The organism is Rhodoferax koreense, assembly GCF_001955695.1.
In the GTDB taxonomy this organism is placed as follows: Bacteria; Pseudomonadota; Gammaproteobacteria; order Burkholderiales; family Burkholderiaceae_C; genus Rhodoferax_B; species Rhodoferax_B koreensis.
In genome coordinates, this window is record NZ_CP019236.1 from 5471742 (window position 1) to 5495757 (window position 24016).

At 66.0% G+C, this 24016-nt stretch carries 23 protein-coding genes; 18 read left to right on the plus strand and 5 right to left on the minus strand.

Annotation, left to right across the window (positions count from 1 at the left end):
* The first annotated feature begins 167 nt into the window (after positions 1 to 167).
* From RD110_RS25345 to RD110_RS25360, 4 genes are all read left to right on the plus strand, one after another.
* Positions 168 to 1100 carry a hydroxymethylglutaryl-CoA lyase gene (locus RD110_RS25345; protein WP_076203431.1) on the plus strand — a complete coding sequence of 311 codons (933 nt, stop codon included), beginning with the start codon at positions 168 to 170 and terminating at the stop codon, positions 1098 to 1100.
* On the plus strand, positions 1093 to 2283 hold the full coding sequence (locus RD110_RS25350) for a CaiB/BaiF CoA transferase family protein (protein WP_076203434.1): 1191 nt from the start codon (positions 1093 to 1095) through the stop codon (positions 2281 to 2283). The genes RD110_RS25345 and RD110_RS25350 overlap by 8 nt, the downstream gene beginning before the upstream one ends.
* A 79-nt stretch (positions 2284 to 2362) precedes the next feature.
* Positions 2363 to 3298, plus strand: a complete 936-nt coding sequence (locus tag RD110_RS25355) for a LysR family transcriptional regulator (RefSeq protein ID WP_076203437.1) — start codon at positions 2363 to 2365, stop codon at positions 3296 to 3298.
* A gap of 23 nt (positions 3299 to 3321) precedes the next feature.
* Positions 3322 to 3774: a DUF2214 family protein gene (locus RD110_RS25360; protein ID WP_076203439.1), complete on the plus strand. Its 453-nt coding sequence runs from the start codon at positions 3322 to 3324 to the stop codon at positions 3772 to 3774.
* 82 nt (positions 3775 to 3856) lie between these two features.
* Here the strand turns inward: RD110_RS25360 and RD110_RS25365 are convergent, their stop codons facing one another.
* Positions 3857 to 4159 (minus strand): PsiF family protein, encoded by a 303-nt coding sequence (locus RD110_RS25365; protein ID WP_076203442.1) that lies wholly within the window; start codon positions 4157 to 4159, stop codon positions 3857 to 3859.
* Between the two features lie 128 nt (positions 4160 to 4287).
* Here RD110_RS25365 and argS point away from each other — a divergent pair, with 128 nt between their 5' ends.
* The 8 genes from argS (at position 4288) to RD110_RS25405 (ending at position 12235) form a co-directional block, all read left to right on the plus strand.
* Complete coding sequence (argS, locus tag RD110_RS25370) at positions 4288 to 5985, plus strand: arginine--tRNA ligase (protein ID WP_076203444.1); 1698 nt, start codon at positions 4288 to 4290, stop codon at positions 5983 to 5985.
* A gap of 7 nt (positions 5986 to 5992) precedes the next feature.
* Positions 5993 to 6709, plus strand: coding sequence for an SPOR domain-containing protein (locus tag RD110_RS25375; protein ID WP_076203447.1), 717 nt, complete (start codon positions 5993 to 5995; stop codon positions 6707 to 6709).
* A gap of 69 nt (positions 6710 to 6778) precedes the next feature.
* Entirely contained in the window at positions 6779 to 7447 is a 669-nt protein-coding gene (locus tag RD110_RS25380) for a thiol:disulfide interchange protein DsbA/DsbL (protein ID WP_076203450.1), read from the plus strand.
* Positions 7448 to 7545: 98 nt separating this feature from the next.
* Positions 7546 to 8169 (plus strand): lipopolysaccharide transport periplasmic protein LptA, encoded by a 624-nt coding sequence (gene lptA / locus RD110_RS25385; RefSeq protein WP_076203469.1) that lies wholly within the window; start codon positions 7546 to 7548, stop codon positions 8167 to 8169.
* Positions 8169 to 8960, plus strand: a complete 792-nt coding sequence (gene lptB / locus RD110_RS25390) for an LPS export ABC transporter ATP-binding protein (RefSeq protein ID WP_076203470.1) — start codon at positions 8169 to 8171, stop codon at positions 8958 to 8960. The genes lptA and lptB overlap by 1 nt, the downstream gene beginning before the upstream one ends.
* Complete coding sequence (rpoN, locus tag RD110_RS25395; RefSeq protein WP_076203473.1) at positions 8961 to 10553, plus strand: RNA polymerase factor sigma-54; 1593 nt, start codon at positions 8961 to 8963, stop codon at positions 10551 to 10553. It abuts the gene before it with no gap.
* 27 nt (positions 10554 to 10580) lie between these two features.
* Positions 10581 to 11825, plus strand: coding sequence for a THUMP domain-containing class I SAM-dependent RNA methyltransferase (locus RD110_RS25400; protein WP_076203475.1), 1245 nt, complete (start codon positions 10581 to 10583; stop codon positions 11823 to 11825).
* Positions 11822 to 12235, plus strand: a complete 414-nt coding sequence (locus RD110_RS25405) for a putative toxin-antitoxin system toxin component, PIN family (protein WP_239467120.1) — start codon at positions 11822 to 11824, stop codon at positions 12233 to 12235. Before RD110_RS25400 ends, RD110_RS25405 begins: the two co-directional genes overlap by 4 nt.
* Here the strand turns inward: RD110_RS25405 and RD110_RS25410 are convergent.
* Entirely contained in the window at positions 12216 to 13874 is a 1659-nt protein-coding gene (locus RD110_RS25410) for an FMN-binding glutamate synthase family protein (protein ID WP_076203481.1), read from the minus strand. The two genes, RD110_RS25405 and RD110_RS25410, sit on opposite strands and share 20 nt — an antisense overlap.
* A gap of 105 nt (positions 13875 to 13979) precedes the next feature.
* On the opposite strand from RD110_RS25410, the gene RD110_RS25415 reads away from it, so the two are divergent.
* A complete protein-coding gene (locus tag RD110_RS25415; protein ID WP_076203483.1) occupies positions 13980 to 14828 on the plus strand; it encodes a UPF0149 family protein in 849 nt (282 codons plus the stop codon).
* 17 nt (positions 14829 to 14845) lie between these two features.
* On the opposite strand, the gene RD110_RS25420 is transcribed toward RD110_RS25415, so the two are convergent.
* On the minus strand, positions 14846 to 15328 hold the full coding sequence (locus RD110_RS25420; RefSeq protein ID WP_076203486.1) for a nuclear transport factor 2 family protein: 483 nt from the start codon (positions 15326 to 15328) through the stop codon (positions 14846 to 14848).
* A gap of 257 nt (positions 15329 to 15585) precedes the next feature.
* Here RD110_RS25420 and RD110_RS25425 point away from each other — a divergent pair, with 257 nt between their 5' ends.
* The 5 genes from RD110_RS25425 (at position 15586) to RD110_RS25445 (ending at position 21283) form a co-directional block, all read left to right on the plus strand.
* Positions 15586 to 17010 carry a methyltransferase domain-containing protein gene (locus RD110_RS25425; RefSeq protein ID WP_338053070.1) on the plus strand — a complete coding sequence of 475 codons (1425 nt, stop codon included), beginning with the start codon at positions 15586 to 15588 and terminating at the stop codon, positions 17008 to 17010.
* An 11-nt stretch (positions 17011 to 17021) separates the two neighbouring features.
* A complete protein-coding gene (locus RD110_RS25430) occupies positions 17022 to 18359 on the plus strand; it encodes a sensor histidine kinase (RefSeq protein WP_076205666.1) in 1338 nt (445 codons plus the stop codon).
* The gene (locus RD110_RS25435; protein WP_083686578.1) at positions 18352 to 19620 is read left to right on the plus strand and encodes a hybrid sensor histidine kinase/response regulator; all 1269 of its coding nucleotides are present in this window, start codon (positions 18352 to 18354) and stop codon (positions 19618 to 19620) included. Before RD110_RS25430 ends, RD110_RS25435 begins: the two co-directional genes overlap by 8 nt.
* A complete protein-coding gene (locus RD110_RS25440) occupies positions 19617 to 20588 on the plus strand; it encodes a response regulator (RefSeq protein WP_083686580.1) in 972 nt (323 codons plus the stop codon). Before RD110_RS25435 ends, RD110_RS25440 begins: the two co-directional genes overlap by 4 nt.
* A 92-nt stretch (positions 20589 to 20680) precedes the next feature.
* Positions 20681 to 21283: a TetR/AcrR family transcriptional regulator gene (locus RD110_RS25445; RefSeq protein WP_157900326.1), complete on the plus strand. Its 603-nt coding sequence runs from the start codon at positions 20681 to 20683 to the stop codon at positions 21281 to 21283.
* Between the two features lie 27 nt (positions 21284 to 21310).
* Here the strand turns inward: RD110_RS25445 and RD110_RS25450 are convergent, their stop codons facing one another.
* On the minus strand, positions 21311 to 23494 hold the full coding sequence (locus RD110_RS25450; RefSeq protein ID WP_239467121.1) for a xanthine dehydrogenase family protein molybdopterin-binding subunit: 2184 nt from the start codon (positions 23492 to 23494) through the stop codon (positions 21311 to 21313).
* A gap of 17 nt (positions 23495 to 23511) precedes the next feature.
* Positions 23512 to 23982, minus strand: a complete 471-nt coding sequence (locus RD110_RS25455; protein WP_076203496.1) for a (2Fe-2S)-binding protein — start codon at positions 23980 to 23982, stop codon at positions 23512 to 23514.
* Between the last annotated feature and the right edge of the window lie 34 nt (positions 23983 to 24016).

Genomic DNA, 24016 nt, shown 5'->3' on the forward strand with positions numbered 1-24016 from the left:
CCTCGCTTTGTGAAGCATGACCCTATTTAGTCATACTATAAATGATCAACCAGCCGATTATTGGTTGTGACGTTTCGGCGATAAAACGAAGCAGGATGTCATTGGCGACAAGAATGAACCAATCCGCACCGCGGCGCCGGATAGGCGCCATCGGTCAGAATCCCGGGATGACAACTCCCGACATTCTCGTCAGCGAGGTCGGCCCGCGCGACGGCCTGCAATCGGTGAAGGCCACCATGCCGACCGCCGACAAACTGCGCTGGATCGATGCGCTGCACCGCGCCGGAATCCGCGAGATCGAGGTCGCCTCTTTCGTGCCGGCGCGCCTGCTGCCGCAGATGGCCGATGCCGCCGAGGTGGTGCGCCATGCCGTCACCCTGCCGGGCCTCACCGTGATGGCGCTGGTGCCGAACCGGCGCGGCGCCGAGGCCGCGCTTGCGTCCGGCGTGCACAAGCTCACCATGCCGGTCTCGGCCAGCGCCGCGCATTCGCTGGCCAACGTCCGCAAGACGCGCGAGGAGATGATCGACGAAGTGCGCGCCATCGCCGAGTTGCGCCGCGACCTCGCACCACACGTCAAGCTGGAAGCCGGCATCTCCACCGCCTTCGGCTGCACGCTGCAGGGCGATGTGCCCGAGGACGAGGTGATCTGGCTCGCCGCGCAATGCGTGGCCGCGGGCGCCGACGAAGCCGGCCTGTCCGACACCGTGGGCTACGCCAACCCGGCCCAGGTGCGCCGGCTGTTCCGCCGCCTGCGCGCGGAGCTCGGCGACCGGGCCGGCGCGGCCCACATGCACAACACACGCGGCCTGGGCCTGGCCAATTGCCTCGCGGCTATCGAGGAAGGCGTGCGCACCTTCGACGCCTCGCTCGGTGGCCTGGGCGGCTGCCCGTACGCGCCTGGCGCCTCGGGCAATGTCGTGACCGAAGACCTGGTGTTCATGTTCGAGGCCATGGGGATTTCCACCGGCATCGATCTTGAAAAGCTCCTCGCCGCGCGTGCGCCATTGATGGCCGGCCTGCCCGGCGAACCGGTCTATGGCATGACGCCCGAAGCCGGCCTGCCCAAAGGATTCGTTCAAGGAAAAACCCATGTCTGAGCCCAACGCGCTGCCCTACGCCGGTATCCGTGTCATCGAATTCACCCACATGGTCATGGGCCCGACATGCGGCATGCTGCTCGGCGACCTGGGTGCGGAGGTCATCAAGATCGAACCCATCGAAGGCGACAACACACGCCGCCTGCTCGGCTCGGGCTCGGGTTTCTTTCCGATGTTCAACCGCAACAAGAAGAGCATCGCGCTGGACCTGAAGCAGCCCGATGGTGTGGAGGCCGCGCTGCGCCTCATCGCCACGGCCGACATCGTGAGCGAGAACTTCAAGCCCGGCACGATGAAAAAGCTCGGCCTGGACTACGACAGCCTGAAGGCGCTGAACCCAAGCCTGATCTACGTGAGCCACAAGGGTTTCCTGCCCGGCCCTTACGACCACCGCACCGCGCTCGACGAGGTGGTGCAGATGATGGGCGGCCTGGCCTACATGACCGGCCGCCAGGGCGATCCGCTGCGCGCGGGCGCCAGCGTCAACGACATCATGGGCGGCATGTTCGGCGCCATCGGCGCCATGGCCGCGCTGCGCCAGCGCGAAATCACCGGCAAGGGATGCGAAGTGCAGTCGGCGCTGTTCGAGAACAACGTCTTCCTCGTGGCGCAGCACATGATGCAGTTCGCCGCCACCGGCCGCGCCGCCGACCCGATGCCCAGCCGCATCTCGGCCTGGGCGGTGTACGACGTGTTCACGGTGAAGGACGGCGAACAGATCTTCCTGGCCGCGGTGAGCGACAAGCAATGGGCCATCTTCTGCAAGGCCTTCGGCCTGGAAGAACTGCTGGCCGACCCGCGCCTCAAGACCAACAACGACCGCGTGCTGGCGCGCGAATGGATGATGCCGCTCCTGCGCTCGCACTTGGCCGGGCGCAGCGCGGCCGAGCTCAGCGCCGTGTTCGAGGCCAACGAACTGCCGTTCGCTCCGATCACCCGGCCGCACGAACTCTTCGACGACCCGCACCTCAATGCCACCGGCGGCCTGGCGCCGATCCGCATGAACGACGGCAGCGCCTCGAAGGCGCCGTTGATGCCGCTGACCCTCGACGGCGAGCGCCCCGGCATCCGCCTGCAGCCGCCGCTGCTGGGTGAACACACCAGCGCCCTGTTGCGCGAAGTCGGCTACGGCGAAGCCGAGATCGCCGCCCTCAAGGCCCGCCAGGTCACGGCCGGAGATTGACGCTGGCGGCCCCGGCCTGACGGCCGCGACCTGCGCCACCATGCGCCACCCCTGATACGGCTGCGTATCATCCGCCGCCATGGACAAACTCAAGCAGCTCGAATCCTTCGTCGCCGTGGCCACGCGCGGCAGCCTCACCGCCGCGGCCAAGGCCGAGGGCGTGGCGCCGGCCATCATCGGCCGACGGCTCGACGCGCTGGAGGAGCGGCTGGGCGTACGCCTGCTGCTGCGCACCACGCGCCGCATGAGCCTGACGCACGAAGGCAGCGCCTTTCTGGAGGATTGCCAGCGCCTGCTGGCCGACATGGCCAACGCCGAGGCCAGCGTGAGCGCGGGCGGCGTGAAGGCCAGCGGCCATCTGCGCATCACCGCGCCCGGCGGATTCGGCCGCCGGCACGTGGCGCCGCTGGTGCCGCCGTTCCGGGATGCGCACCCGGAGGTGACGATTTCGCTGAATCTCAGCGACCGCGTCATCGACCTGGCCGGCGAGGGTTTCGACTGCGCGGTGCGCGTCGGCGACCTGCCCGATTCATCCCTGGTGAGCGTGCGGCTGGCCGACAACCGCCGCCTGTGCGTGGCCACGCCGGAGTTCCTGCGCCGCCACGGCACGCCGCAGCATCCGAACGAACTCTCGAAATTCGCCTGCCTGGCGCTGACCAGTGACGCCTCGCAGACGCGCGGCTGGGCGTTTCGCATTCCCACCTCGGCCGAAGGCGGTTCGGAGGTCGTACACCTCAAACCCGGCGGCCCGCTCGACTGCACAGACGGTCAGGTGCTGCACGACTGGTGCATCGCCGGGCGCGGCATCGCCTGGCGCAGCACCTGGGAGGTGGAGGCGGAAATCACCGCCGGCCGGCTGGTGGCCGTACTCGAGGACTTCGCCGCGCCGCCCAACGGCATCTACGTGGTGTTCCCGCAGCGCAAACACCTGCCGCTGCGCGTGCGCCTGTGGATCGAGCACCTGCGCCAGCACTATGGTCGCCCCGAGTTCTGGCGTGGTGCCGCCTCGGCTTAAGCTACATCGCAAAGGAAACCCCAATGACCCTCGAAGCCCTGCTGGCCTACGCCCATTTCCTCGCCATCCTGACCATGGTGGTCTTTCTGGCCAGCGAGGCCGCGCTGTGCCGCAAGGAATGGCTCAACGCCGCCGTGGTGGAACGGCTGGCGCGGCTGGACGCCATCTACGGCATCGCCGCCGTGCTGGTGCTGGCGACGGGCTTGGCCCGCACCTGGTGGGGCATCAAGGGCTCGGCCTGGTACTGGACGCAGCCTTTGCTGCACCTCAAGCTCGGGCTGTTCCTGGTGATCGGCCTGCTCTCCATCGCACCCACGCTGCGTTTCCTGCGCTGGCGCAAGCGGCTGCGCGCCAGCGGCGCCTTGCCGGACGCGACCGAAATCCGCAGCACGCGCCGCCTGGTGATGATCGAGGCGCATCTGTTGGCCGTGATTCCGCTGGCGGCGGTGTTCCTGGCGCGCGGCTTCGGCAAATAGCCGGGGGGCTCGGTGCGGACGTGAAAAACCCCGCGCACCGGGGGTGGGCGGGGCTCGGTGGAGCGCGCAGTGCGCGCCGTCTTCAGGCGGCCGGCTTGGCGCTCAGGCATTCCTTCATGAAGGCCTTGCGTTCGTCGCCCTTGAGGGTCTTGGCCTTGGCGTCGGCATTGCAACTGGTCATTTTGCTTTGCTGGGTTTCCTTCTTCGCGCTCAGGCATTCCTTCATGAAGGCCTTGCGCTCGTCGCCCTTCTTGTCCTTGGCGTCGGCGTTGCAGGCGGTCATCTTGTTCTGCTGCGGCGTCTTGACGACGGCTTCGGCCGCGTGGACGAAACCCAGGGAGCAACTCAGGCTGAGGGCGGCGATCAGGGGAAGGATCTTTTTCATGTGAACTCCTGAAAAGGAAGTAAGGGGTTGAATCCTGCGTCCAGGCGGTGGAGCGCAGGATTGGCTCATAACGCCGCACGGCGCCAGCCGGATGACGGCCGACCGACCCGCCCCCGTAAAATCGCACGATGCTCTCAGTCAAACAAGATTTGCTCTCGGCCCTGGCCGCCGGGCTGGAAAAGATCACCCCCGGTGCCGGCGAAAAGGCCGCGTTCGAGTCGCCCAAGGTCGCGGCCCATGGCGATTTCGCCTGTACGGCCGCCATGCAGCTGGCCAAGCCGCTCAAGCTCAATCCGCGCCAGGTCGGCGAGAACCTGCGCACCGAACTGCTGGCCCAGCCCGCGTTCCAGCGCTGGGTGGAGGCGATCGACATCGCCGGCCCGGGTTTCATCAACATCAAACTCAAGCCCGAAGCCAAGCAGCAGGTGGTACGCGAAGTGCTGACGGCGGGCGCGCAGTTCGGCGTGCAACCGGCCAACGGGAAGCGGGTGCTCGTGGAATTCGTCTCGGCGAACCCGACCGGCCCGCTGCACGTGGGCCACGGCCGCCAGGCCGCCCTGGGCGATGCGATCTGCAACCTCTACCAGACACAGGGCTGGGACGTCTACCGCGAGTTCTATTACAACGACGCGGGTGTGCAGATCGGCACGCTGGCGACCAGCACGCAGTTGCGCGCCAAGGGCGTGAAGCCGGGCGACGCCCAGTGGCCGACCGACGCGGACAACCCGCTTTCCAAGAACTTCTACAACGGCGAATACATCGCCGATATCGCCGCCGATTTCAAGGCGCAGAAGACGGTGAAGTCCGACGACCGCGAGGTCACGGCCTCGGGCGACGTGGACGACCTGGAATCGATCCGCAACTTCGCCGTGGCCTACCTGCGCCGCGAGCAGGATCTGGACCTGAAGGCTTTTTCGGTGAAGTTCGACAACTTCTACCTCGAGTCGAGCCTGTACACGAGCGGCAAGGTGGAAGCCGCCGTGAAGAAGCTGCAGGAAGCCGGCAAGACCTACGAGAAGGACGGCGCCTTGTGGCTCAAGTCCACCGACTACGGCGACGACAAGGACCGCGTCATGCGCAAGCAGGACGGCAGCTACACCTACTTCGTGCCCGACGTGGCCTACCACATCGCCAAGTGGGAGCGCGGTTTCACCAAGGTGGTGAACATCCAGGGCACGGACCACCACGGCACCATCGCCCGCGTGCGCGCCGGGCTGCAGGCCGCCAACGTGGGCATTCCGCAGGGCTATCCCGACTACGTGCTGCACACCATGGTGCGGGTGGTGAAGGGCGGCGAGGAGGTGAAGATCTCCAAGCGCGCGGGCAGCTACGTGACGCTGCGCGACATCATCGACTGGACCAGCAAGGATGCGGTGCGCTTCTTCCTGCTCAGCCGCAAGCCCGACACCGAATACACCTTCGACATCGACCTGGCCGTGGCGCAAAGCAACGACAACCCGGTCTACTACGTGCAGTACGCCCATGCGCGCATCCAGAAGATGCTGCGCGACTGGGGCGGCGACGTGGCCGCGCTGGCGGACGCCGATCTGTCTTCGCTCCTGGTGCCGCAGGCGCAGACGCTGATGCTGCAGCTGGCCAAGTACCCCGAGATGCTGACCTCGGCCTCGGAAACCTTCGCACCGCACGACGTGACCTTCTACCTGCGCGAGCTCGCCGCCAACCTGCACAGCTACTACGACGCCGAACGCGTGCTGGTCGACGACGAGCCGCTCAGGAAAGCGCGGCTGGCGCTCGTGGCTGCCTGCGCCCAGGTATTGCACAATGGCTTGGCGGTGCTCGGCGTGAGCGCCCCGGACAGGATGTGAAGACTTCATGAAACAACATAAACAGCGCGGCGGCACGATTCTCGGCTTCATCATCGGCGTGGTGGTCGGCCTGGGCTCGGCGCTGGCCGTGGCGGTATACGTGACCAAGGTGCCGGTGCCGTTCATGACCAGCAAGGCGCAGAGCCGCTCGGTCGACTCCGACGCGGCCGAGAGCAAGAAGAACAAGGACTGGGATCCGAACACCCCGCTGCACGGCAAGAACCCGGCCAAGCCAGTGGCCCCCGTGGTGACCGGCGTGCTCGGCAATCCCGAGCCCGCCGCCGGTGCCGTGCCGGGCGCGGCCACCGGCATCTCCCCGCCGCCCCCACCGGCCACGGCGCCGGTGGCCGCCACGACGCCCCCCAAGACCATGGCACCGGCCGCCTCCGCCGATCCGCTCGGCGACCTGGCGCGCGCCAAGGCCAAGGTGCCAGCAGCCGCCACAGCGGTGGCCGTCGCACCGCCGAGCCTGGGCGCCGCGACCGACCCGTTCGAATACTTCGTACAGGCCGGCGCTTTCCGCACGCCGGAAGATGCCGAGGCCCAGCGCGCCAAGCTCGCGATGATGGGCATGGAGGCGCGCGTGACCGAACGCGAACAGTCCGGCCGCACCGTCTACCGCGTGCGCATGGGGCCCTTCAACAAGAAGGAAGATGCCGAACACACCAAGGATCGGCTGGACAACATCGGCACCGAAACCGCGCTGGTGCGCGTGCAGCGATAGAACACCCCCGGCCGACGCTGAACTTTTAGGCGCCGGCCCTGTCTGAACCGCACAAGGAGTGATTTAGAAATGAAACGTCGTGAGTTTTCGCTGACCTCAGCGAGTGTGTTGGCCGGCTCCGCGCTGGCGCTGGGTCCGTTCTCCGTGGCGCAGGCCCAGGGCCAGAAGCCGCAGGACGGCACGGATTACCTGACGCTGAAGAAGCCTGTCGCCACCGAAGCCGGGCCGGGCAAGATCGAGGTCATCGAATTCTTCTGGTACGCCTGCCCGCATTGCAATGCCTTCGAGCCCACGCTCGAGGAATGGCTCAAGCGCCTGCCCAAGGACGTGTCTTTCAAGCGCGTGCCGGTGATGTTCCAGGACAGCTTCATTCCCCCGCAGAAGCTCTACTACACGCTCGAAGCCATGAACCAGCTCGAACAGATGCACCGCAAGGTGTTCTACGCGATCCACGTGCAGCACGAGCAGCTCAACAAGGACGCGGCCGTGATCGACTGGGCCGCGAAACAGGGGCTGGACAAGGCCAAGTTCACCGAAATCTACAACTCGTTCAGCGTGGCCGCGAAGGTGCGCAAGGCAACCCAGCTGCAGGAAGCCTACCAGGTGGCGGGCGTGCCGGCGCTGGGCATTGCGGGCAAGTTCTATACCGACGGTTCGCAGGCGCAGAGCATGCCGCGCGCGCTGATGGTCACCGACTACCTCATCGCCACGGAACGCACGGCCAAGCCCAAGGCCTGAAGCCGTACACCTCATCCGCAAAAAAGCCCGCTTCGCGCGGGCTTTTTTGCGGGGGTCTGAGTGTGACCGCTACAATGGCGAGCAAGATTCATGCCCTTATGAAAAAAAATTACTTTTACTTACTTTTGTGCCTGGTTTTGGCCTTGACAGGAGGCTTTGCCAACGCTGAAAAAGCCGACCGCGACAAGCCCATGAACGTCGAAGCCGACAACATGCGTTACGACGACCTGAAGCAGACCAACGTTTTCACCGGCCGGGTGGTGATGACCAAGGGCACCATCATCGTCCGTGGCGCGCGCATCGACGTGCGCCAGGACGCGGCGGGTTACCAGTACGGCGTGGTCACGGCCGAGCCGGGCAAACTCGCCTATTTCCGGCAGAAGCGCGACAACGTCGACGAGTTCATCGAGGGTGAAGCCGAGACCATCGAATACGACAGCAAGGCCGACAACGTCAAGTTGATCAAGCGTGCGGTGATGCGCCGCTACATCGGCGCGACCCTTGGCGACGAAACCACCGGTGCCGTGATCGTCTACGAGAACACCACGGGCGTCTACACCGTGGACGGCAATGCCGCGCCCGCGGGCCAGGCCAATGGCGGCGGTGGCGGGCGCGTCCGCGCCATGCTGTCGCCCAAGCCGGCGGCCTCGGCTCCCACACCGCCCGCCACCCCCGGTCCGGCCCTGCGCCCGAGCCTGCGGCTCGACGGGGTGGCCAAGTGATGGACACGGCGGTGAGCACGGCCGCGGCGGCCGACGCCCTGCCCGAGGGCGAAAGCCGGCTCGAGGCGCGCCATCTGCAGAAGTCCTACGGCAGCCGCAAGGTGGTCAAGGACGTGAGCATGACCGTGAGGAAGGGCGAGGTCGTGGGCCTGCTCGGGCCCAACGGCGCGGGCAAGACCACCTCGTTCTACATGATCGTCGGCCTGGTGCGCTCCGACGGCGGCAGCATTGCCATCGACGGCCAGTCCGTCGAGCACATGCCGATCCACCGCCGCTCGCGGCTCGGCCTGAGCTATCTGCCGCAGGAAGCCTCGATCTTCCGCAAGCTCACGGTGGAAGAAAACGTGCGCGCCGTGCTCGAGCTGCAGCTCGATGCCACCGGCCGCGCCTTCACCAAGGCCGAGATCGAGGAGCGCCTGACCGCGCTGCTGCAGGACCTGCGCGTGGAGCACCTGCGCAGTTCGTCGGCGCTGTCGCTGTCCGGCGGGGAGCGACGCCGCGTGGAGATCGCGCGGGCACTGGCGACCCAGCCGCGCTTCATCCTGCTCGACGAACCCTTCGCCGGCATCGACCCGATCGCCGTGATCGAGATCCAGCGCATCATCAGCTTCCTCAAGTCACGCGGCATCGGCGTGCTCATCACCGACCACAACGTGCGCGAAACGCTCGGCATCTGCGACCACGCCTACATCATCAGCGACGGCCATGTGCTCGCCCAGGGCACGCCGTCGGACATCGTCAACAACGCCGAAGTGCGCCGGGTCTACCTCGGCGAGCACTTCAAGATGTAGATGAAGCAAGGCCTTTCCCTCCGCGTTTCGCAGCATCTGGCGTTGACGCCGCAGCTGCAGCAGTCGATCCGGCTGTTGCAATTGTCCACGCTCGAATTGAGCGCGGAAGTCGAGCAGATGCTCGACGACAACCCCTTCCTCGAAGTCAACATGGACGAGGCGCCGCGCGAGGAGTTCGGGCTGGCGCAGGCCGATGCGCAGGTGAACACGGACGACCGCGAATCCGAGTTCTCGAGCAGCACCGCCGCCACGGCGACCGAGACCGCAACGGTGGAGACCCCCGCCGAATCCGAGAGTCCGCTGACCGGCCAGGACGACAGCCAGAGCTGGGATGGGGACGGCACTTCCGAGATCGCCCCCGACGACAGCGAATGGGGTGGCGACGCACCGGCGCGGCAGAACAACCTCGGCGAAGACGGCGAGGTCGATGCCACCGAACTCGCGCGCAGCCAGGAATCGCTGACCTCGTTCCTGCACCGCCAGGCGCTGGCCCTGCGCCTGGGCGAAGAAGACAGCGCGGCGCTGCGTTTCCTCATCGAGTCGCTGAACGACGACGGCTACCTCGAAGACAGCCTGCTCGCCCTGGCGCAGGGCCTGGCGGGCGCGGAAGACGGTGAGGACGTCGATGAACTGGTGCACCGCTTCACCGTGGCGCTGGGCCTGCTGCAGAGCCTGGAACCGGTGGGCGTAGGCGCACGAACGCTGGAGGAATGCCTGTCGATCCAGTTGCGCGCGATGTTCGACGAGGATGCCGGCGAAGAGGAGGAACAGGTGCGCCGCGCCGCGCTACGCATGTGCGGCCTGTCGATGGACCTGCTGGCGCGGCGCGATGTGAAACGGCTGTCGCACTTGTGCAACCAGCCCGACACCGTGATCAAGGCGGCGATGGGCCTGATCGCCCGGCTGGAACCCAAGCCGGGCCGCCGTTTCGTCGACGTGGAGCGCAACATCGTCGTGCCCGACGTGATCGTGGTCAAGATCGGCCGCGGCGCGCAGGCGCGCTTCCGCGTGCAGCTCAATGCCGACGTGATGCCCAGGCTGCGCGTGCACGACATCTACGCCAACGCGCTCAAGCAACACAAGGGCGGTGGCAAGGATTCTTCGAACAACGCCGCGCTGCAGCAGCGGCTGCAGGAGGCGCGCTGGTTCATCAAGAACATCCAGCAACGCTTCGACACCATCCTGCGGGTATCGAACGCCATCGTCGAACGGCAGAAGAATTTCTTCAGCCACGGCGAGCTGGCCATGCGCCCGCTGGTGCTGCGCGAGATCGCCGATGAACTCGGCCTGCACGAATCGACCATCAGCCGCGTCACCACGGCCAAGTACATGGCCACGCCGCACGGCACTTTCGAACTGAAGTATTTTTTCGGCTCGTCGCTCGGCACCGAGACGGGCGGCAACGCGTCGAGCACCGCCGTGCGCGCGTTGATCAAGCAGTTCGTCTCGTCCGAAGACCCGAAGAAGCCGTTGTCGGACAGCCAGCTCTCCGACATGCTGAAGGAGCAAGGCATCGAATGTGCGCGGCGCACGGTGGCCAAATACCGCGAAGCCTTGCGCATCGCGCCAACGAACCTCCGGAAATCCCTTTAACGCCGTGATGGCGCCACGTCAGTCTTTATGAACCAACTCAAGCTTTTCCTGCCCTGCGCCGCTGGCGTGGAGGACTTCCTGGCCGAAGAGGCGCACCGCCTCACCGGGCTGCAGGGCGAGGACTTGCGCGTGTTGCGCGGCGGCGTGCTGATGCGCGCTTCCTGGCGCGATGCGCAACTGCTGAACCTGCACAGCCGCCTCGCCCAACGCGTGTTGATCGAGCTGTCGCACACCGAGTACCGCAGCGAACAAAACCTCTACGACGCGGCCAGCCAGGTCGCGTGGGAGATCTGGTTCACGCCCAAACAGAGCTTCAAGGTCGAGATCACCGCGCAGCACAGCCCGCTGACCTCGCTGAACTTCGCGGCGCTCAAGATCAAGGACGCAATCGCCGACCGCTTCCGCCACAAGCAGGGCGTGCGCCCCGACGTCGACACGCGCTGGCCCGACATCCGCATCTACGCCCACCTGACGACCGAACACGCCACGCTGTACATGGACACCTCGGGCGAGCCGCTGTTCAAGCGCGGCTGGCGCGAAGACAAGGGCGAGGCGCCGCTGAAGGAAACGCTGGCCGCCGCGATGATCGCCGCGAGCGACTGGGACGGCACCACCCCGCTGTACGACCCCTGCTGCGGCAGCGGCACCATCGCCATCGAGGCGGCGCAGATCGCCTGCAACATCGCGGCCGGCAGCCGGCGCCGCTTCGCGTTCGAAAAGTTGCTGCCGTTCCAGCCCCACGTCTGGACCGGGCTGCTGGAGCAGGCGCGCGCTGCCGAACATGCGCCGACCGCTGAAATCTTCGGCAGCGACGTGGCCCACCGCATGGTCGACTTCGCGATGCGCAACGCCGAGCGCGCGGGCGTGGCCGGCGCGGTGCAGTTCCGCGGCGGCGATGCCCTGCAGCGCATGCCGCCCGTGGCCAGCGGCGTGATGCTGGTGAACCCGCCGTATGGCGAACGTATCGCGGTCGCTGGCGTGGCGGGTGCCCATGCCGGACGGCAAGGCGGTCGAAATGCACCTCCGCCGCCAATGGAAAACGTGCCAAGCCGCGAAGTCGCCCAGACCGACGACGGCGGCGACTTCTTCCCCAAGCTCGCCACGCACTGGAAGAAGAACTACGCCGGCTGGACCGCCTGGGTGCTGACACCCGACCTCAAGCTGCCGGGCCGCATGCGCCTGAAGGAATCGCGCCGCGTGCCGATGTGGAACGGGCCGATCGAATGCCGGCTGTTCAAGTTCGAGATGGTTGCCGGTTCGGCCCGGAAATGAACGTCGTCCTCGACACGAACATCGTCCTCGACATCTTCCTGTTCGACGACGCGGCCGCCAAACCGCTGAAGCCCGCGCTCGTGGCCGGCAACCTGCGCTGGCTGGCCACGCAGCACATGCGCAACGAACTCGAACGGGTGCTCGACTACGAACACCTCGTGCCGCGCATGGCGTTCTACCAGGTGACGGCGGCCGACGTCCTGGCCGCGTTCGACCGGCATGCCAACCTGGTCGAAGTCGCGCCACGTGTCTCCGCCGTCTGCAAGGACCCGGACGACCAGTGTTTCATCGACCTGGCCGTAGCGCACCAGGCGCTGCTGCTGAGCAAGGACAAGGCCGTACTTTCCATGAAAAAAAGGCTGCTGGCGCTAGGAGTACCTGCGCAGCGTGCTATTGAATCTGTAGCTTGAAGCTGTCGGCACTGGCGTGCCCCCAGTAGAACTTGAAGACGTTGGGCAAGGCGCTGATGTCGTGGTCCAGCAAGGCACCCGCCTTCAGCGGCGGCATCACCGTCACCAGGAGTTTCACGCCGGTTTCGTTCATGCGCCGCACGATGTGGTGCAGCGTGATCTCGTTCGGATGGTGCAGCCCGGCGGCCTGCACCATCTCCTGCAGGGCCTTGAGCGTGTTCTGGTGGAAGCTGAACACGCGGTCGGCCTTGTCGGGCACGATCAGCGCCTTCTGCCGCACCGGGTCCTGCGTGGTCACGCCGGTCGGGCAATGGCCGGTATGGCAGGCCTGGGCCTGCAGGCAGCCCAGGGCGAACATGAAGCCGCGTGCCGAATTGCACCAGTCGGCGCCCAGCGCCATCATGCGCGCGATGTCGAAGGCGCTGATCACCTTGCCCGCGCAGCCCAGCTTGATGCGGTCGCGCAGCCCCACGCCGATGAGCGTGTTGTGCACCAGTTGCAGGCCTTCCTGCAGCGGCGCGCCCACGTGGTCGGTGAATTCGAGCGGCGCCGCGCCCGTGCCGCCTTCCGCGCCGTCGACCACGATGAAGTCGGGCGTGATGCCCGTGACCTGCATGGCCTTGACCATGGCGAACCATTCCCAGGGATGGCCCAGGCAGAACTTGAAGCCCGTGGGCTTGCCGCCCGAGAGCGTGCGCAGCCGCGCGATGAACTGCATCATCTCGATCGGCGTGCGAAACGCGCTGTGGGAGGCCGGAGAAATGCAGTCCAGCCCGATCGGCACGCCGCGTGCCGCGGCGATCTCGGGCGACACCTTGGGGCCGGGCAGCACCCCGCCGTGGCCGGGCTTGGCGCCCTGGCTCATCTTGATCTCGATCATCTTCACCTGCGGGTTCAGCGCGGCTTTCTCGAACCGCTCGGCGCTGAACGTGCCATCGTCGTTGCGGCAGCCGAAGTAGCCCGAGCCGATCTCCCAGATCAGGTCACCACCGTTGACCGTGTGGTGCACCGAGATCGAGCCCTCGCCGGTGTCGTGTGCGAAGCGGCCACGCTGCGCGCCGGCGTTCAGCGCCAGGATGGCATTGGCCGACAACGCGCCGAAGCTCATGGCGGAGATGTTGAAGACGCTCGCCTCGTAGGGCTGCGTGCAGCCGCCCGGAGCGGCGGGCTCGCCCGCGGCCGGTACATGGCCGATCGTGATGCGGAAGTCGTGCGTGGCCAGGTGCGTGGGCGCCACCGAGTGGTTGATCCATTCGTAACCTTCGGCCAGCACGTCGAGTTGGGTGCCGAACGGCCGATTGTCCGGCTCGCTCTTGGCGCGCTGGTAGACCAGCGAACGCTGGGCCCGTGAGAACGGCGTGGCGTCGTTGTCGGCCTCGATGAAGTACTGGCGGATCTCGGGCCGCACGAATTCGAGCATGTAGCGCATGTGGCCGATCACCGGGTAGTTGCGCAGCACCGACTTCTTGCTCTGGCGCATGTCGAACACCCCGAGCACCACCAGCGCCCCGAAGCCCAGCAAGAACCAGCCGCCCGCGCCGAGCGCCACCAGGCTGAACAGGCTCAGCAACAGGCCGAAGCAGCACAGGCCGAAAACGGTGTAGCGAATGGGATAGACGGAATTGAGGTACTTCAGCATGGCGGCTTTTTTCTGTCGGTTGTCGAACGGTGAACCTGGCCCGGGGGATGCTACTGGCTAAACTGCGGTGTTGTTACATCGTTCGCCCGCACGGGGCCGACCTTCATGAATACCACCACACCCGATTCCGCCCTGTCTGCCGGCCCCTTGCAACCCGAGGACTTCGACACGCTCGAAGACCTGCTCGAAGACCTGCGCACGCGTTACGACGAAACCCCGCAGTGGGAGTTCTGCGAAGGCTTCATGGCGGCGCTGATCTGCAGCCGCCGGGTGATCCCGCCCAGCGAATACCTGCCGGTGCTGCTCGACATCGGCGGCGACGGCGAGAACCAGGGCGAAGACGCGTTCGCCAACGCCGCGCAGGCCGAGCAGTTCATGGCGCTGTGGATGCGGCGCTGGAACCAGATCGTCGAAGCGCTCGACGCGCCGGTGGAGAACCTCGAGGACGAGCGCGCCTACATGCCCGAGGTGATGGACATCCGCGGCATGATGGCCGCACTCTCGCCCGAGGAGCGCGCGGAGGCCCTCAAGGGTGAAGACGAGGAACTGCCCGCGTTCGCCCAGGTCTGGGCGCTGGGCTTCATGTTCGCCGTCGAAGCCTGGCCCGAGGAATGGACCGCGCCGGGCAAGGATAAGGAAGCCGCGAAGGTGCTGGACAACGCGCTCGACGCCATCGTCGCGCTCAGCGAAGACGACACCGGCCCGGCGGAGGTCTCGCCCTATGCCCATGATTCGACGGGCGAGGACGACGAGGCAGCGCCGCCGCCCAGCATGTCGCACGCACGCCTCGAGGCTTTCGGCGAAGCGCTGTGGGCGGTGTACGAATTGCGCGATCTCTGGCGGTCGATCGGCCCGCGCGTGGCGCAGGTGGTGCACGCCGAGCCCACGCCGGGACGCAACGACCCTTGCCCCTGCGGCAGCGGGAAAAAATACAAGAAGTGCCACGGCGCCTGAACCGCCGGCCACGGCCTTCAGGTCGCCAGGAACCTGGCCAGGTTGGCGGCAGCCTTTGCACGCACCTTGGCCTTCAGGAACGGCGTCCAGCCCAGCAGAAGGGCCGGCGTGCCGAGCGCCTGCCGCGACCAGTGCCAGAAATCGAAACGATCGCGGTGGCGGACGATCAGGCCCTGGGCATCGAAATCGAAAGCCCCGTCGATGCGGTTGTGCACCAGGCGCCCGGTGGCACTGAAGCGGTAATGCGCCTCCCAGTGCGCGCGGCCGGTGTGCGCATCGGCCCACACGTCGCTGGCCTCGAGCCGCCAGACGTCCCGCCCCTTGGCCGCCGTCGCCGCACATAACATGCGCCACATGCCGGCCACCTCGCGCCTGCCGCGCAACGAGAACACTTCGTCCTCAAAGCGCGCATCCTCGGCGTAACAACGCCCCATGGCATCGGCATCGAGTCGCGCGAACGCGTCGTAGAAATCCAAAAGGGTTCGTTGGTTGGGATGCATGCGCGGGCGGGGATCTTTACGAAAATTTTCATCTGATGACCAGACCCGACCTGTCCTGACGGGCCATGCATCGGACAAAGTTTTCCTGCGGCGATGTGGCTACAAACGCCACTCAACAGTGCCAGAATGTGAAGCTGTTGTCCATTGTGGCTTTCACCGTAGAGCGTGCAAGCCCCACACCCGGGCCGTGCGCCAATAGCACGGTTCATTGTGTGTTGTATTGTTTTCGTTTCGCCTCACAGTGAGTCTCAAATCCCGTGCAGCCTCTCAGATCCATCGACCCGGTCGTCTCGTTTCGCAACAGCCATGGCGAAACCATGCGCGGCACGCTGACGAGTTATCAGCGACGTGCCTTGGTCATGGAGGTCTACAACCCCAACTCGATCGTGCAAGTCAGCGAAGTGGTCCACGACCTCACGGTTCGCGCGGGAGAAAGGAACATCTACAAGGGGAAAGCGGTGGTGGTCAGTCTGGTGAATACCGGGCTCATGACCGTGGTGTCGGTGACTTTGACCGAAGAGTGGAACGACATTTTCGGCATCCAGGCTGATCCGGCCTCCTTCGCCTACCAGGCCAACGCGTTTGTCGATGACTGGAATTCCCGTTTCAGCATTGGACAAGGCTATCAGGTGGCCGTCAGTGAATTGCGAGCCTACCTCGGCGATGTCGCCCGCTGGGTTGACCAAGCCGATCTGGTCACCACGTTGCCTCGTGAGAGTTCGGGACGTCTGCGCAACGACGTGTTCATGGGGCTGGCCCAACCGCTGATGTCGAAGGCGAGAGACTACTTCGATCGCTTCGAAGCGGAAGCTAACGTCGTCGATCCCGAATTGCAGTCCGCACACCGGGTGTTTGCGCAGGCCGCCATCCATCCCTTGATCCTGCGCGCCCCATTTGTCTATCGTACTTTCGCCAAACCCATGGGTTATGCAGGCGACTACGAGATGGTGAATCAGATGCTGTCAGATCCACGGGAGGGCACGAGCACCTATTTCCAGATTGTCAACACGCTGTTTCTCCAGGCGGCGGTTGCCCGTGCGCATCGCAATCGCATTGACATCCTCGAAACCTACCTGGCGCGTTTCCCCCGGCAAGCCGACGACTCGACTGAGCCTATACGCGTTCTCAACGTGGGATGTGGTCCTGCCATCGAGGTACAGCGCCTGATCACCACGCATCCAACCCCCGAGCGGCTCTCATTCACGCTGATGGATTTCAGCGAGGAAACTTTGGCCTATACACAGTCTCGCATCGACGAAGCATGTGCGAAACGAGGTGTGCGAATCAACGTCGAATGGGTGAACGAATCCGTGCATAACCTGATCAAGCGTGCTGCCAGCGGTGCCGCCCGCCAATTGGACGAAAAGCAGTTCGAGTTCGTGTACTGCGCGGGCTTGTTCGACTATTTGTCCGACAAGGTATGTCAACGCCTGTTGCAATATTTCCTCGCGCGAACAAAAGCGGGCGGCACGATTTTGGTCACAAACGTTCACCGCAGCAATCCGGAACGAAATACCATGGAGCATCTGCTCGAGTGGCATTTGATTTATCGGGATGAGAACGACATGCGGCGTATTGCCCCTGAATCGGCCACGCTGGAGAAGATCTACACCGACGAAACTGGAGTCAACATATTTCTCGAACTGCAAAATTCCACGCCTTCACGGGCGGCAGCCGTTTGACCGCATCCACCGTGGAGCCACAAATCCATCTTGGATATCAGGCACAACTGGCCAATTTTCGCCTTGGATACAGCCGCGTTGGCTGCGCGTTGGCCGTCGTGCTGGTGCTCGGCGGAGTGGCTCTCGACCAAGCGTTCTATCCCGAACAGGCAGGGATACTGGGTCTTGCGCGATTGCTAGCCAGCGGCTTTCTGACGCTGGCACTGATTGCACTATTCAGCCCACTCGCGGGCCGGTATGTACGCGCAATCACTTTATCTTGGCTGACCCTGCCGCAGATCATGATCAGTTGGATGATCTACCACACGCAGGGCGCCAGCTCACCCTACGTGTTCGGCCTGAGTCTAGCCCTGTATGCCGCCGGGATCATCATGCCCATCGGCTTCTTGCAGGGCATTGCTCTCGGTGTTTTCACTTGCATGGTCTACATCTTCGCCTGCGTTGCCCATGCCTCAGGCGGGTCGGACAATGCGTCGATGCTGGCGGGGAATTCGTTGTTCCTTTTGTTCTCGGCCACCATTTCGGCGGGCTGCACCTGGTTCAACGAAAGAGCCCGACTCCAGTTGTTCCAGTTGCAGCACGAAGTATCGGAAAAAAACCTGGCGCTGCAAAGCACCAACCAGGCCCTCGCCGAAATCAAGGGCCACATGATGCAGCAGGAAAAAATGGCCGCGCTGGGCACGTTGGCTGCGGGCCTGCTGCACGAGGTGAACAACCCGGTCAACTACAGCCTCATGGCGCTCAACATGGCGCAGATGGACAAGGCGGTGATGGCCAGTGCCGACCTCAAGGAAAGCCTGGCGGATGCCAAGGAAGGCATGCAGCGCGTGCAGGGCATCGTCTCCGACCTGAAGACCTTCGCCTACCAGAAGCCGGGCGACGACGCGAGCCGCATCTTCCTCTTCGAGAAAGCGCTGAAGTCGGCGCTGCGGCTCACCGGCTTCGAGCTCAAGGGCATCGAGGTGACGGTCGATCTGCCCATGGACACCCACGTGCGCGGCGACGAACCGGCGTTGATCGGCGTGCTGATCAACCTGCTCGGCAACGCCGCGCTGGCATTGCAGAAGTCGGCCCGCGCCAAGCCGCTGATCGAAGTGCGCGCCAAGCGCCTGGACGGCCGGCTGCAGGTCGCCGTGCGGGACAACGGTACCGGCATCAGCCCGGCGAACCTGCAGCGGGTGTTCGAGCCTTTCTTCACCACGCGCGACGTGGGCAAGGGCCTGGGGCTGGGGCTGAGCGTGAGTTACGCAATCGTGCACCGGCACGGTGGCGAACTGCGCGTGGCCAGTGAAGACGGCGCCTGGACGGAATTCAGCTTCGACCTCAAACTGGCCACCGACAATGCCTGACAACGTCACCGTGGCCCCTCTCACCGCCCCCCCCGTACCTGCCGCGCCCCCCGGCCCGGAGGCCACCACCTGCCTGTACGTGGACGACGAGCCGCAGGCCTGCAAATGGTTTGCGCGCATGTTCGCCAACGAATTCAGGATCCTCACCGCGCAAGGCGTGGATGAGGCGCTGGTGCTGTTGCGCGAACACCCGAACGAGATCGCCGTGCTGCTCACCGACTACCGCATGCCTCAGCGCAGCGGCATGGAGCTGCTGGGGATCGTGCAGCGCGATTTCCGCCACCTGGTGCGACTGCTGGTCACGGCCTATGCCGAAAAGGAAGTGGCCATCGCCGCGATCAACGAGGGCCAGGTGTTCCGCATCCTGGAGAAGCCCCTGGACGAACAGCGCACCCGCGAAGCGCTGCGCGAGGCGCTGAGCTTGCACGCACTGCGCGCAACCGAGCGTGCGGTGCACGAGCAGCGCGTCGCCGCCATGCGCGAAACCCTGGGCTTCCTGGCGCATGAACTCAACACCCCGCTGGCCACGGTGCGCGGCTACATGGAAGCGCTGAGACACCGCCACCAGCCGCCCGCGCCGGACACCGCCGCCGGCACGGTGCATTTCACCGAAGGCACGCCGGGCGAGGTACTGGCCGCCATCGAATCCGCCGAACGCCGCGCGCTGTACTGCCAGTCGCTGGTGGCCACCTTCGTGCAGTCGGCACGCGACGCCTATCCCGGAGCGTCGGTGCAGCGCGTGACGGCCAGCAGCCTGGTCGAGGCATTGCTCGACGAATACCCGTTCGAGGACGACGAGGCGTCTTGGGTCAGCTGCCGCCTCGGCAACGACTTCGTGCTGCCCGGCCGGCGCGACCTGCTGTACCTGGTGCTGTGCACCCTGACCAAGAACGCGCTGTATGCCTTGCGCGGACAGCCGCGCCCTTCGCTGCGCATCGAGCTGGGCCGCGCCGATGGCGCCGGCGCGGACGGCGCCGCCGCCATGGGCCGGCCATGGATTCGCCTGGCCGACAATGGGCCGGGCATCGCCCCCGAAATCCTGAGCCGCCTCACGCTGGAGCCGGTCACCACCAAGGCTGGCCTGGCCGGTGATGCGCACGACGGCCATGGCGGCAACGGCATGGGGCTGATATTCTGCCGCCGTGTCGTGCAGTCCATTGGCGGCTCCATCGAGATCGTTTCGCATGCTGGGCAGGGGGCCGCGGTCACCCTGTATTTCCAGCCTTCCAATATTGCTAACCCTGGTGGGAACCGTGTATGAGACCTGACAAAATTTTGTATGTCGACGACGAGCCGATGGCCCTCAAGTACTTCGAGCGTCTGGTCAGCCCCATCGCACCGGTGCTGACGGCGCTGTCCGTCGAGGAGGGCCAGGCCATCCTGCGCGAGCGTGGCGACGAAATCGCGGTGCTGATCTCCGACCAGCGCATGCCCACGGCCTATGGCAACGAGTTGCTGCGCTACGCCCGCGACCACCATCCCAGCATGGTGCGCATGCTGACCACCGCGTATTCCGAACTCGGCGAAGCCATCGAGGCGATCAACACCGGCGAGATCTACCGCTACATCACCAAGCCGTGGGACCTGGAAAACCTGCGCGCCGACCTGCGCAACGCGCTGGAGCTGTCCACGCTGCGCAGCGAACGCGACGAGATGCTGCGCGAGAAGCTGGCAGTGCAGCAGCAGCAACTGCTGGCCAGCCGGGTCTCGCAGCTGGCCACCGTGTGCGCCGGCTTCGTGCAGCCCGACTTCGACGCCGGCCTGCATGCATTCCTCGCCGCCGCCAGCACGGCCGAATGCCTGGCGCCGGCTATCGACTGGCGCACGATGGACCACGCCGACCTGATGCAGGGCGAGACGCGGCGCAACGTGGCCATCGGCCAGGCTCTGGCCGCCTGGAAGCCGCGTTTCCAGCAGCCACTCGATACGCCGGCCGCAGCCGCCGCGTCACTGGCGCAGGCGATGCCCGAGCAGGTGACGCTGCAGGAAGGCCGCCCGGTGATAAATGGCCGCAATCCGTTCGTCTGGCCCCTTGAAGGTGCCGCCGGCGAGTTGCCGCAGCCGGGACAGGTCGCCTGGCTGGCCTGGTTGCTGGCCTGGGGCAGGCCCGTGCGAATTGAAAAAAGTAACGAAAGCAACTGGACGATTCACCTCGATGAAAGCCCGCCTCCCGCGCTCGGCCCGGACTGGCTGGCGAGAGACATCGAAGAACTGCTGCAAGGGCTCTGACGCGACCTGTTACCGGCTGAGACGCGGAGTGGCTTGTCTTGGTCAACATCCGATGAAAAAATGCGTTGAACTTTCGTCTACAGGAGCCCCCGGTGAGAAAAAAAAGCAGTCCACCACCCGTCGAGGCCGTCCCGACACGCAACGCGGCCAACACCCGTGAGCGCATCCTCGCCGCCGCGCGCATGCGGTTTTCACAGAACAGTTTCGAGAACGTCGGCACCCGCGAGATCGCGGGCGATGCCGGCGTCGATGCCGCGCTGGTCAACCGCTATTTCGGCGGCAAGGAAAACCTGTTCGCCGAAGTCATCGAAGGCGGATTCGTATTGAGCGAAGCCGTGAGCGCCGATGTCGACGCGATCGGCGAAACCCTGGTACGGCAGGTCCTCGAGCCGCCGTCGGCACGCGGCAAGGGCGGCGAGCCGCCACGCTTCGACGGGCTGAGCGTGCTGCTGCGCGCCACCGGGAATCCGCCGATCGCGGCCATGGTGGCCGAGCGCTTCCACGCCGAGTTTGTGCGCCCTCTGGCCCGGTTGATCGGCGGGCGCGACGCCGAGTTGCGCGCCACGCTGATCGCCTCCCATGTGATCGGCCTGGCCACGATGCGCCACGGCCTGGGCTCGGCGGTGTTGAGCGGCCCGGCGCGAAAGAAAGCCGCCACCCGCGTGGCGGCGGCCATCCAGGCCTGCGTGCACTGACGGCCGGACCGTAACGCCGCGCGGTCTTCAGACCGCCTTGGCCGCCTTGGCCAGTTGCTCGGGCTTGGCCGGCAGGCTGTACAGACGCTTGCCGGTGGCCGCGAACACCGCATTCACGAACGCGGCCCCCACACCCGCCGTGCCAGGCTCGCCGATGCCCCCCGGCGGCTCGGTGCTGGGCACGATCTCCACATCGATGCGCGGCGCCTCGTTCATGCGCAGCATCGGGTAGTCGTGGAAATTGCTCTGCACGGCGCGCCCCTTGTCGATGGTGATCTCGCCATACAGCGCGGCCGTCAATCCGAAGTTGATGCCACCCTGGATCTGCGCGGCCACCGTGTCCGGATTGACGACCGTACCGCAGTCGACCACGCACACCACGCGCTGCACCTTGACCGTGCCGTCGTCGTCCACCGCCACGTCGACCACTTGCGCCAGGTAGGTATCCCACGCGAACATCAGCGCGATGCCGCGGCCTGAACGCGCCGGCAGCGGCGCCCCCCAGCCCGCGCGTTCGGCCGCGGTCTTCAGCACCTTGGTGGCGCGCGGGTTCTTCGACAGCATGGCCAGCCGGTAGGCCAGCGGATCCTTGCCGGCCTTGAAAGCCAGTTCGTCCATGAAGCTCTCGAGCACCAGCAGGTTGCGCGTGGGGCCGACGCCGCGCCAGAAGCCGGTGGGGATGGCGCCGTCCTCGCGCGTGTGTTCGGTGCGCATGTTGGCGATCTCGTACGGGTAGCCCACCGAGCCGTCCACCGCGTCGATGTCGACCTGGTCGGCCTTGATCCAGCCCGGCGCAAACGTGGCCAGCGTGGACGGGCCCGACAGCTTGTGCACCAGCGCCAACGGGAAACCCTGGGTGTCGAGCGTGGCGGACACCTTGTGCGCATACATGCCGCGGAAGATGTCGTGCTGGATGTCCTCCTCGCGCGTCCAGGTCACCTTCAGCGGCACCGGCACCTGCCGTGCGATGGCCACGGCCTGGTCGATGTAGTCGTGCTCCAGGCGGCGGCCGAAGCCGCCGCCGAGCAGATGGTTGTGCAGCGTGACCTTCTCGGGGGCGAGGCCGAGGATCTTCGCCGCCGCATCACGCGCGCGGGCCGGCACCTGGGTGCCGACCCAGATGTCGGCGCTGTCCGCGCGCACGTGCACGGTGCAATTCATCGGCTCCATCGGCGCGTGCGCGAGCAGCGGATTGAAATAGGTGGCCTCGACCTTCTTCGGATCGGCATCGACCATCTTCTGCGCATCACCCTGGTTGCGCGCCACCGCACCGGGGCGCAACAGCGCGGCCGACACGGTGGCCTGCATCGCGGCCGTGGTGAGCGCGGCGTTGGCGCCCTCGTCCCAGACGATCTCGAGCGCAGCCACGCCCTGGCGCGCGTACCAGGTGTTGTCGGCCACCACCGCGACGGCGTTGGGTAGCTTCACCACCTGGCGCACGCCAGGCAAGGCCAGCGCCTTGGCATCGTTCACCGACTGGAGCCGGCCGCCGAACACCGGTGACGCCGCCACCGATGCGAACAGCATGCCGGGCAACACGGCGTCGATGCCGAAGCGCGCCGTGCCATTGGTCTTGGCCTGCGTGTCCAGGCGCTTGAGCGGCTTGCCGATCAGCTTGAAGGCGCTGGCCGGCTTGAGGGCGACCTTCTGCGGCGCCGGCAGGCGCGAGGCCGCGGCCACGAGCTGGCCGTAACGGATGCGCCGGCCGCTGGCCGCATGCACCACCTCGCCATGTTCGGCATGGCAGGCCGCCACCGGGACCTTCCAGCCATCCGCCGCGGCCTGGACCAGCACCATGCGCGTGGCCGCGCCGGTCTGGCGCATCGGCTCCCACATGGTGCGGATGCTCAGCGAGCCGCCGGTGAACTGGTCGCCGAACGGCGCGCCGTAGGCCTTGGCATCGGGCGGTGCGGCACGCAGCACCACCCGGTTCATGTCCACCTCCAGTTCCTCGGCCATCAGCGTGGCCAGGGCGGTGTAGATGCCCTGGCCCATCTCGACCTTGGCCATGGTCAGCGTGACACTGTCGTCGGCGCCGATGGTGATGAAGGCATTGGCCTCGTAGCCTGGCCGGGCGGCGCTGGCCGCCGCGGCATCCGCAGCATCCGCCAGGGGCCACCAGCCGACCATCAGGCCGCCGCCGACCGCGCCGGAGACCTTGAGGAAGCCACGCCGCGAGGGCGATGCGCCGGGCGCGGATAAATCGAGCATGTCGCGCAATCCCATGGTCATGCCCCCTTGACCAATGGCGACTGCGCGGCGACCTTGATCGCGGCACGGATGCGCGGATAGGTGCCGCAGCGGCAGATGTTGCCGGCCATGGCGCCGTCGATGTCGGCGTCGCTCGGGTTCTTGTTCTTGGCCAGCAGCGCCGCCGCCGACATGATCTGACCCGACTGGCAGTAGCCGCACTGCACGACTTCGCTGGCGATCCAGGCCGCCTGCGTGGCACGCCCGGCCGGCGTGGCCGACACACCCTCGATGGTGGTGATCTTGCGGCCGACCACGGCCGACACCGGCAGCACGCAGGAACGCGTGGCCTCACCGTCCACATGCACGGTGCAGGCGCCGCACAGCGCCATGCCGCAGCCGAACTTCGTGCCCGTCATGTGGGCCACGTCGCGCAGCACCCAAAGCAGGGGCACGTCATCCGTCACGTCGAAGTCCTGCATTCGACCGTTGATTTCAAGTTTCACCATTTTTTCAACCTGTTCGTGGGGGAGAGGAAATGCC

Excerpts from the sequence above, each read along its gene's own strand:
- lptA (WP_076203469.1), top strand. The coding sequence starts at position 7,546 with ATGAAAAAAAATTACTTTTACTTACTTTTGTGCCTGGTTTTGGCCTTG.
- RD110_RS25450 (WP_239467121.1), bottom strand. The coding sequence starts at position 23,494 with ATGCTCGATTTATCCGCGCCCGGCGCATCGCCCTCGCGGCGTGGCTTC.
- RD110_RS25405 (WP_239467120.1), top strand. The coding sequence starts at position 11,822 with ATGAACGTCGTCCTCGACACGAACATCGTCCTCGACATCTTCCTGTTC.
- RD110_RS25355 (WP_076203437.1), top strand. The coding sequence starts at position 2,363 with ATGGACAAACTCAAGCAGCTCGAATCCTTCGTCGCCGTGGCCACGCGC.
- RD110_RS25380 (WP_076203450.1), top strand. The coding sequence starts at position 6,779 with ATGAAACGTCGTGAGTTTTCGCTGACCTCAGCGAGTGTGTTGGCCGGC.
- RD110_RS25410 (WP_076203481.1), bottom strand. The coding sequence starts at position 13,874 with ATGCTGAAGTACCTCAATTCCGTCTATCCCATTCGCTACACCGTTTTC.
- argS (WP_076203444.1), top strand. The coding sequence starts at position 4,288 with ATGCTCTCAGTCAAACAAGATTTGCTCTCGGCCCTGGCCGCCGGGCTG.
- RD110_RS25375 (WP_076203447.1), top strand. The coding sequence starts at position 5,993 with ATGAAACAACATAAACAGCGCGGCGGCACGATTCTCGGCTTCATCATC.
- lptB (WP_076203470.1), top strand. The coding sequence starts at position 8,169 with ATGGACACGGCGGTGAGCACGGCCGCGGCGGCCGACGCCCTGCCCGAG.
- RD110_RS25455 (WP_076203496.1), bottom strand. The coding sequence starts at position 23,982 with ATGGTGAAACTTGAAATCAACGGTCGAATGCAGGACTTCGACGTGACG.
- RD110_RS25440 (WP_083686580.1), top strand. The coding sequence starts at position 19,617 with ATGAGACCTGACAAAATTTTGTATGTCGACGACGAGCCGATGGCCCTC.
- RD110_RS25350 (WP_076203434.1), top strand. The coding sequence starts at position 1,093 with ATGTCTGAGCCCAACGCGCTGCCCTACGCCGGTATCCGTGTCATCGAA.
- RD110_RS25365 (WP_076203442.1), bottom strand. The coding sequence starts at position 4,159 with ATGAAAAAGATCCTTCCCCTGATCGCCGCCCTCAGCCTGAGTTGCTCC.
- rpoN (WP_076203473.1), top strand. The coding sequence starts at position 8,961 with ATGAAGCAAGGCCTTTCCCTCCGCGTTTCGCAGCATCTGGCGTTGACG.
- RD110_RS25345 (WP_076203431.1), top strand. The coding sequence starts at position 168 with ATGACAACTCCCGACATTCTCGTCAGCGAGGTCGGCCCGCGCGACGGC.
- RD110_RS25435 (WP_083686578.1), top strand. The coding sequence starts at position 18,352 with ATGCCTGACAACGTCACCGTGGCCCCTCTCACCGCCCCCCCCGTACCT.
- RD110_RS25400 (WP_076203475.1), top strand. The coding sequence starts at position 10,581 with ATGAACCAACTCAAGCTTTTCCTGCCCTGCGCCGCTGGCGTGGAGGAC.
- RD110_RS25415 (WP_076203483.1), top strand. The coding sequence starts at position 13,980 with ATGAATACCACCACACCCGATTCCGCCCTGTCTGCCGGCCCCTTGCAA.
- RD110_RS25360 (WP_076203439.1), top strand. The coding sequence starts at position 3,322 with ATGACCCTCGAAGCCCTGCTGGCCTACGCCCATTTCCTCGCCATCCTG.
- RD110_RS25420 (WP_076203486.1), bottom strand. The coding sequence starts at position 15,328 with ATGCATCCCAACCAACGAACCCTTTTGGATTTCTACGACGCGTTCGCG.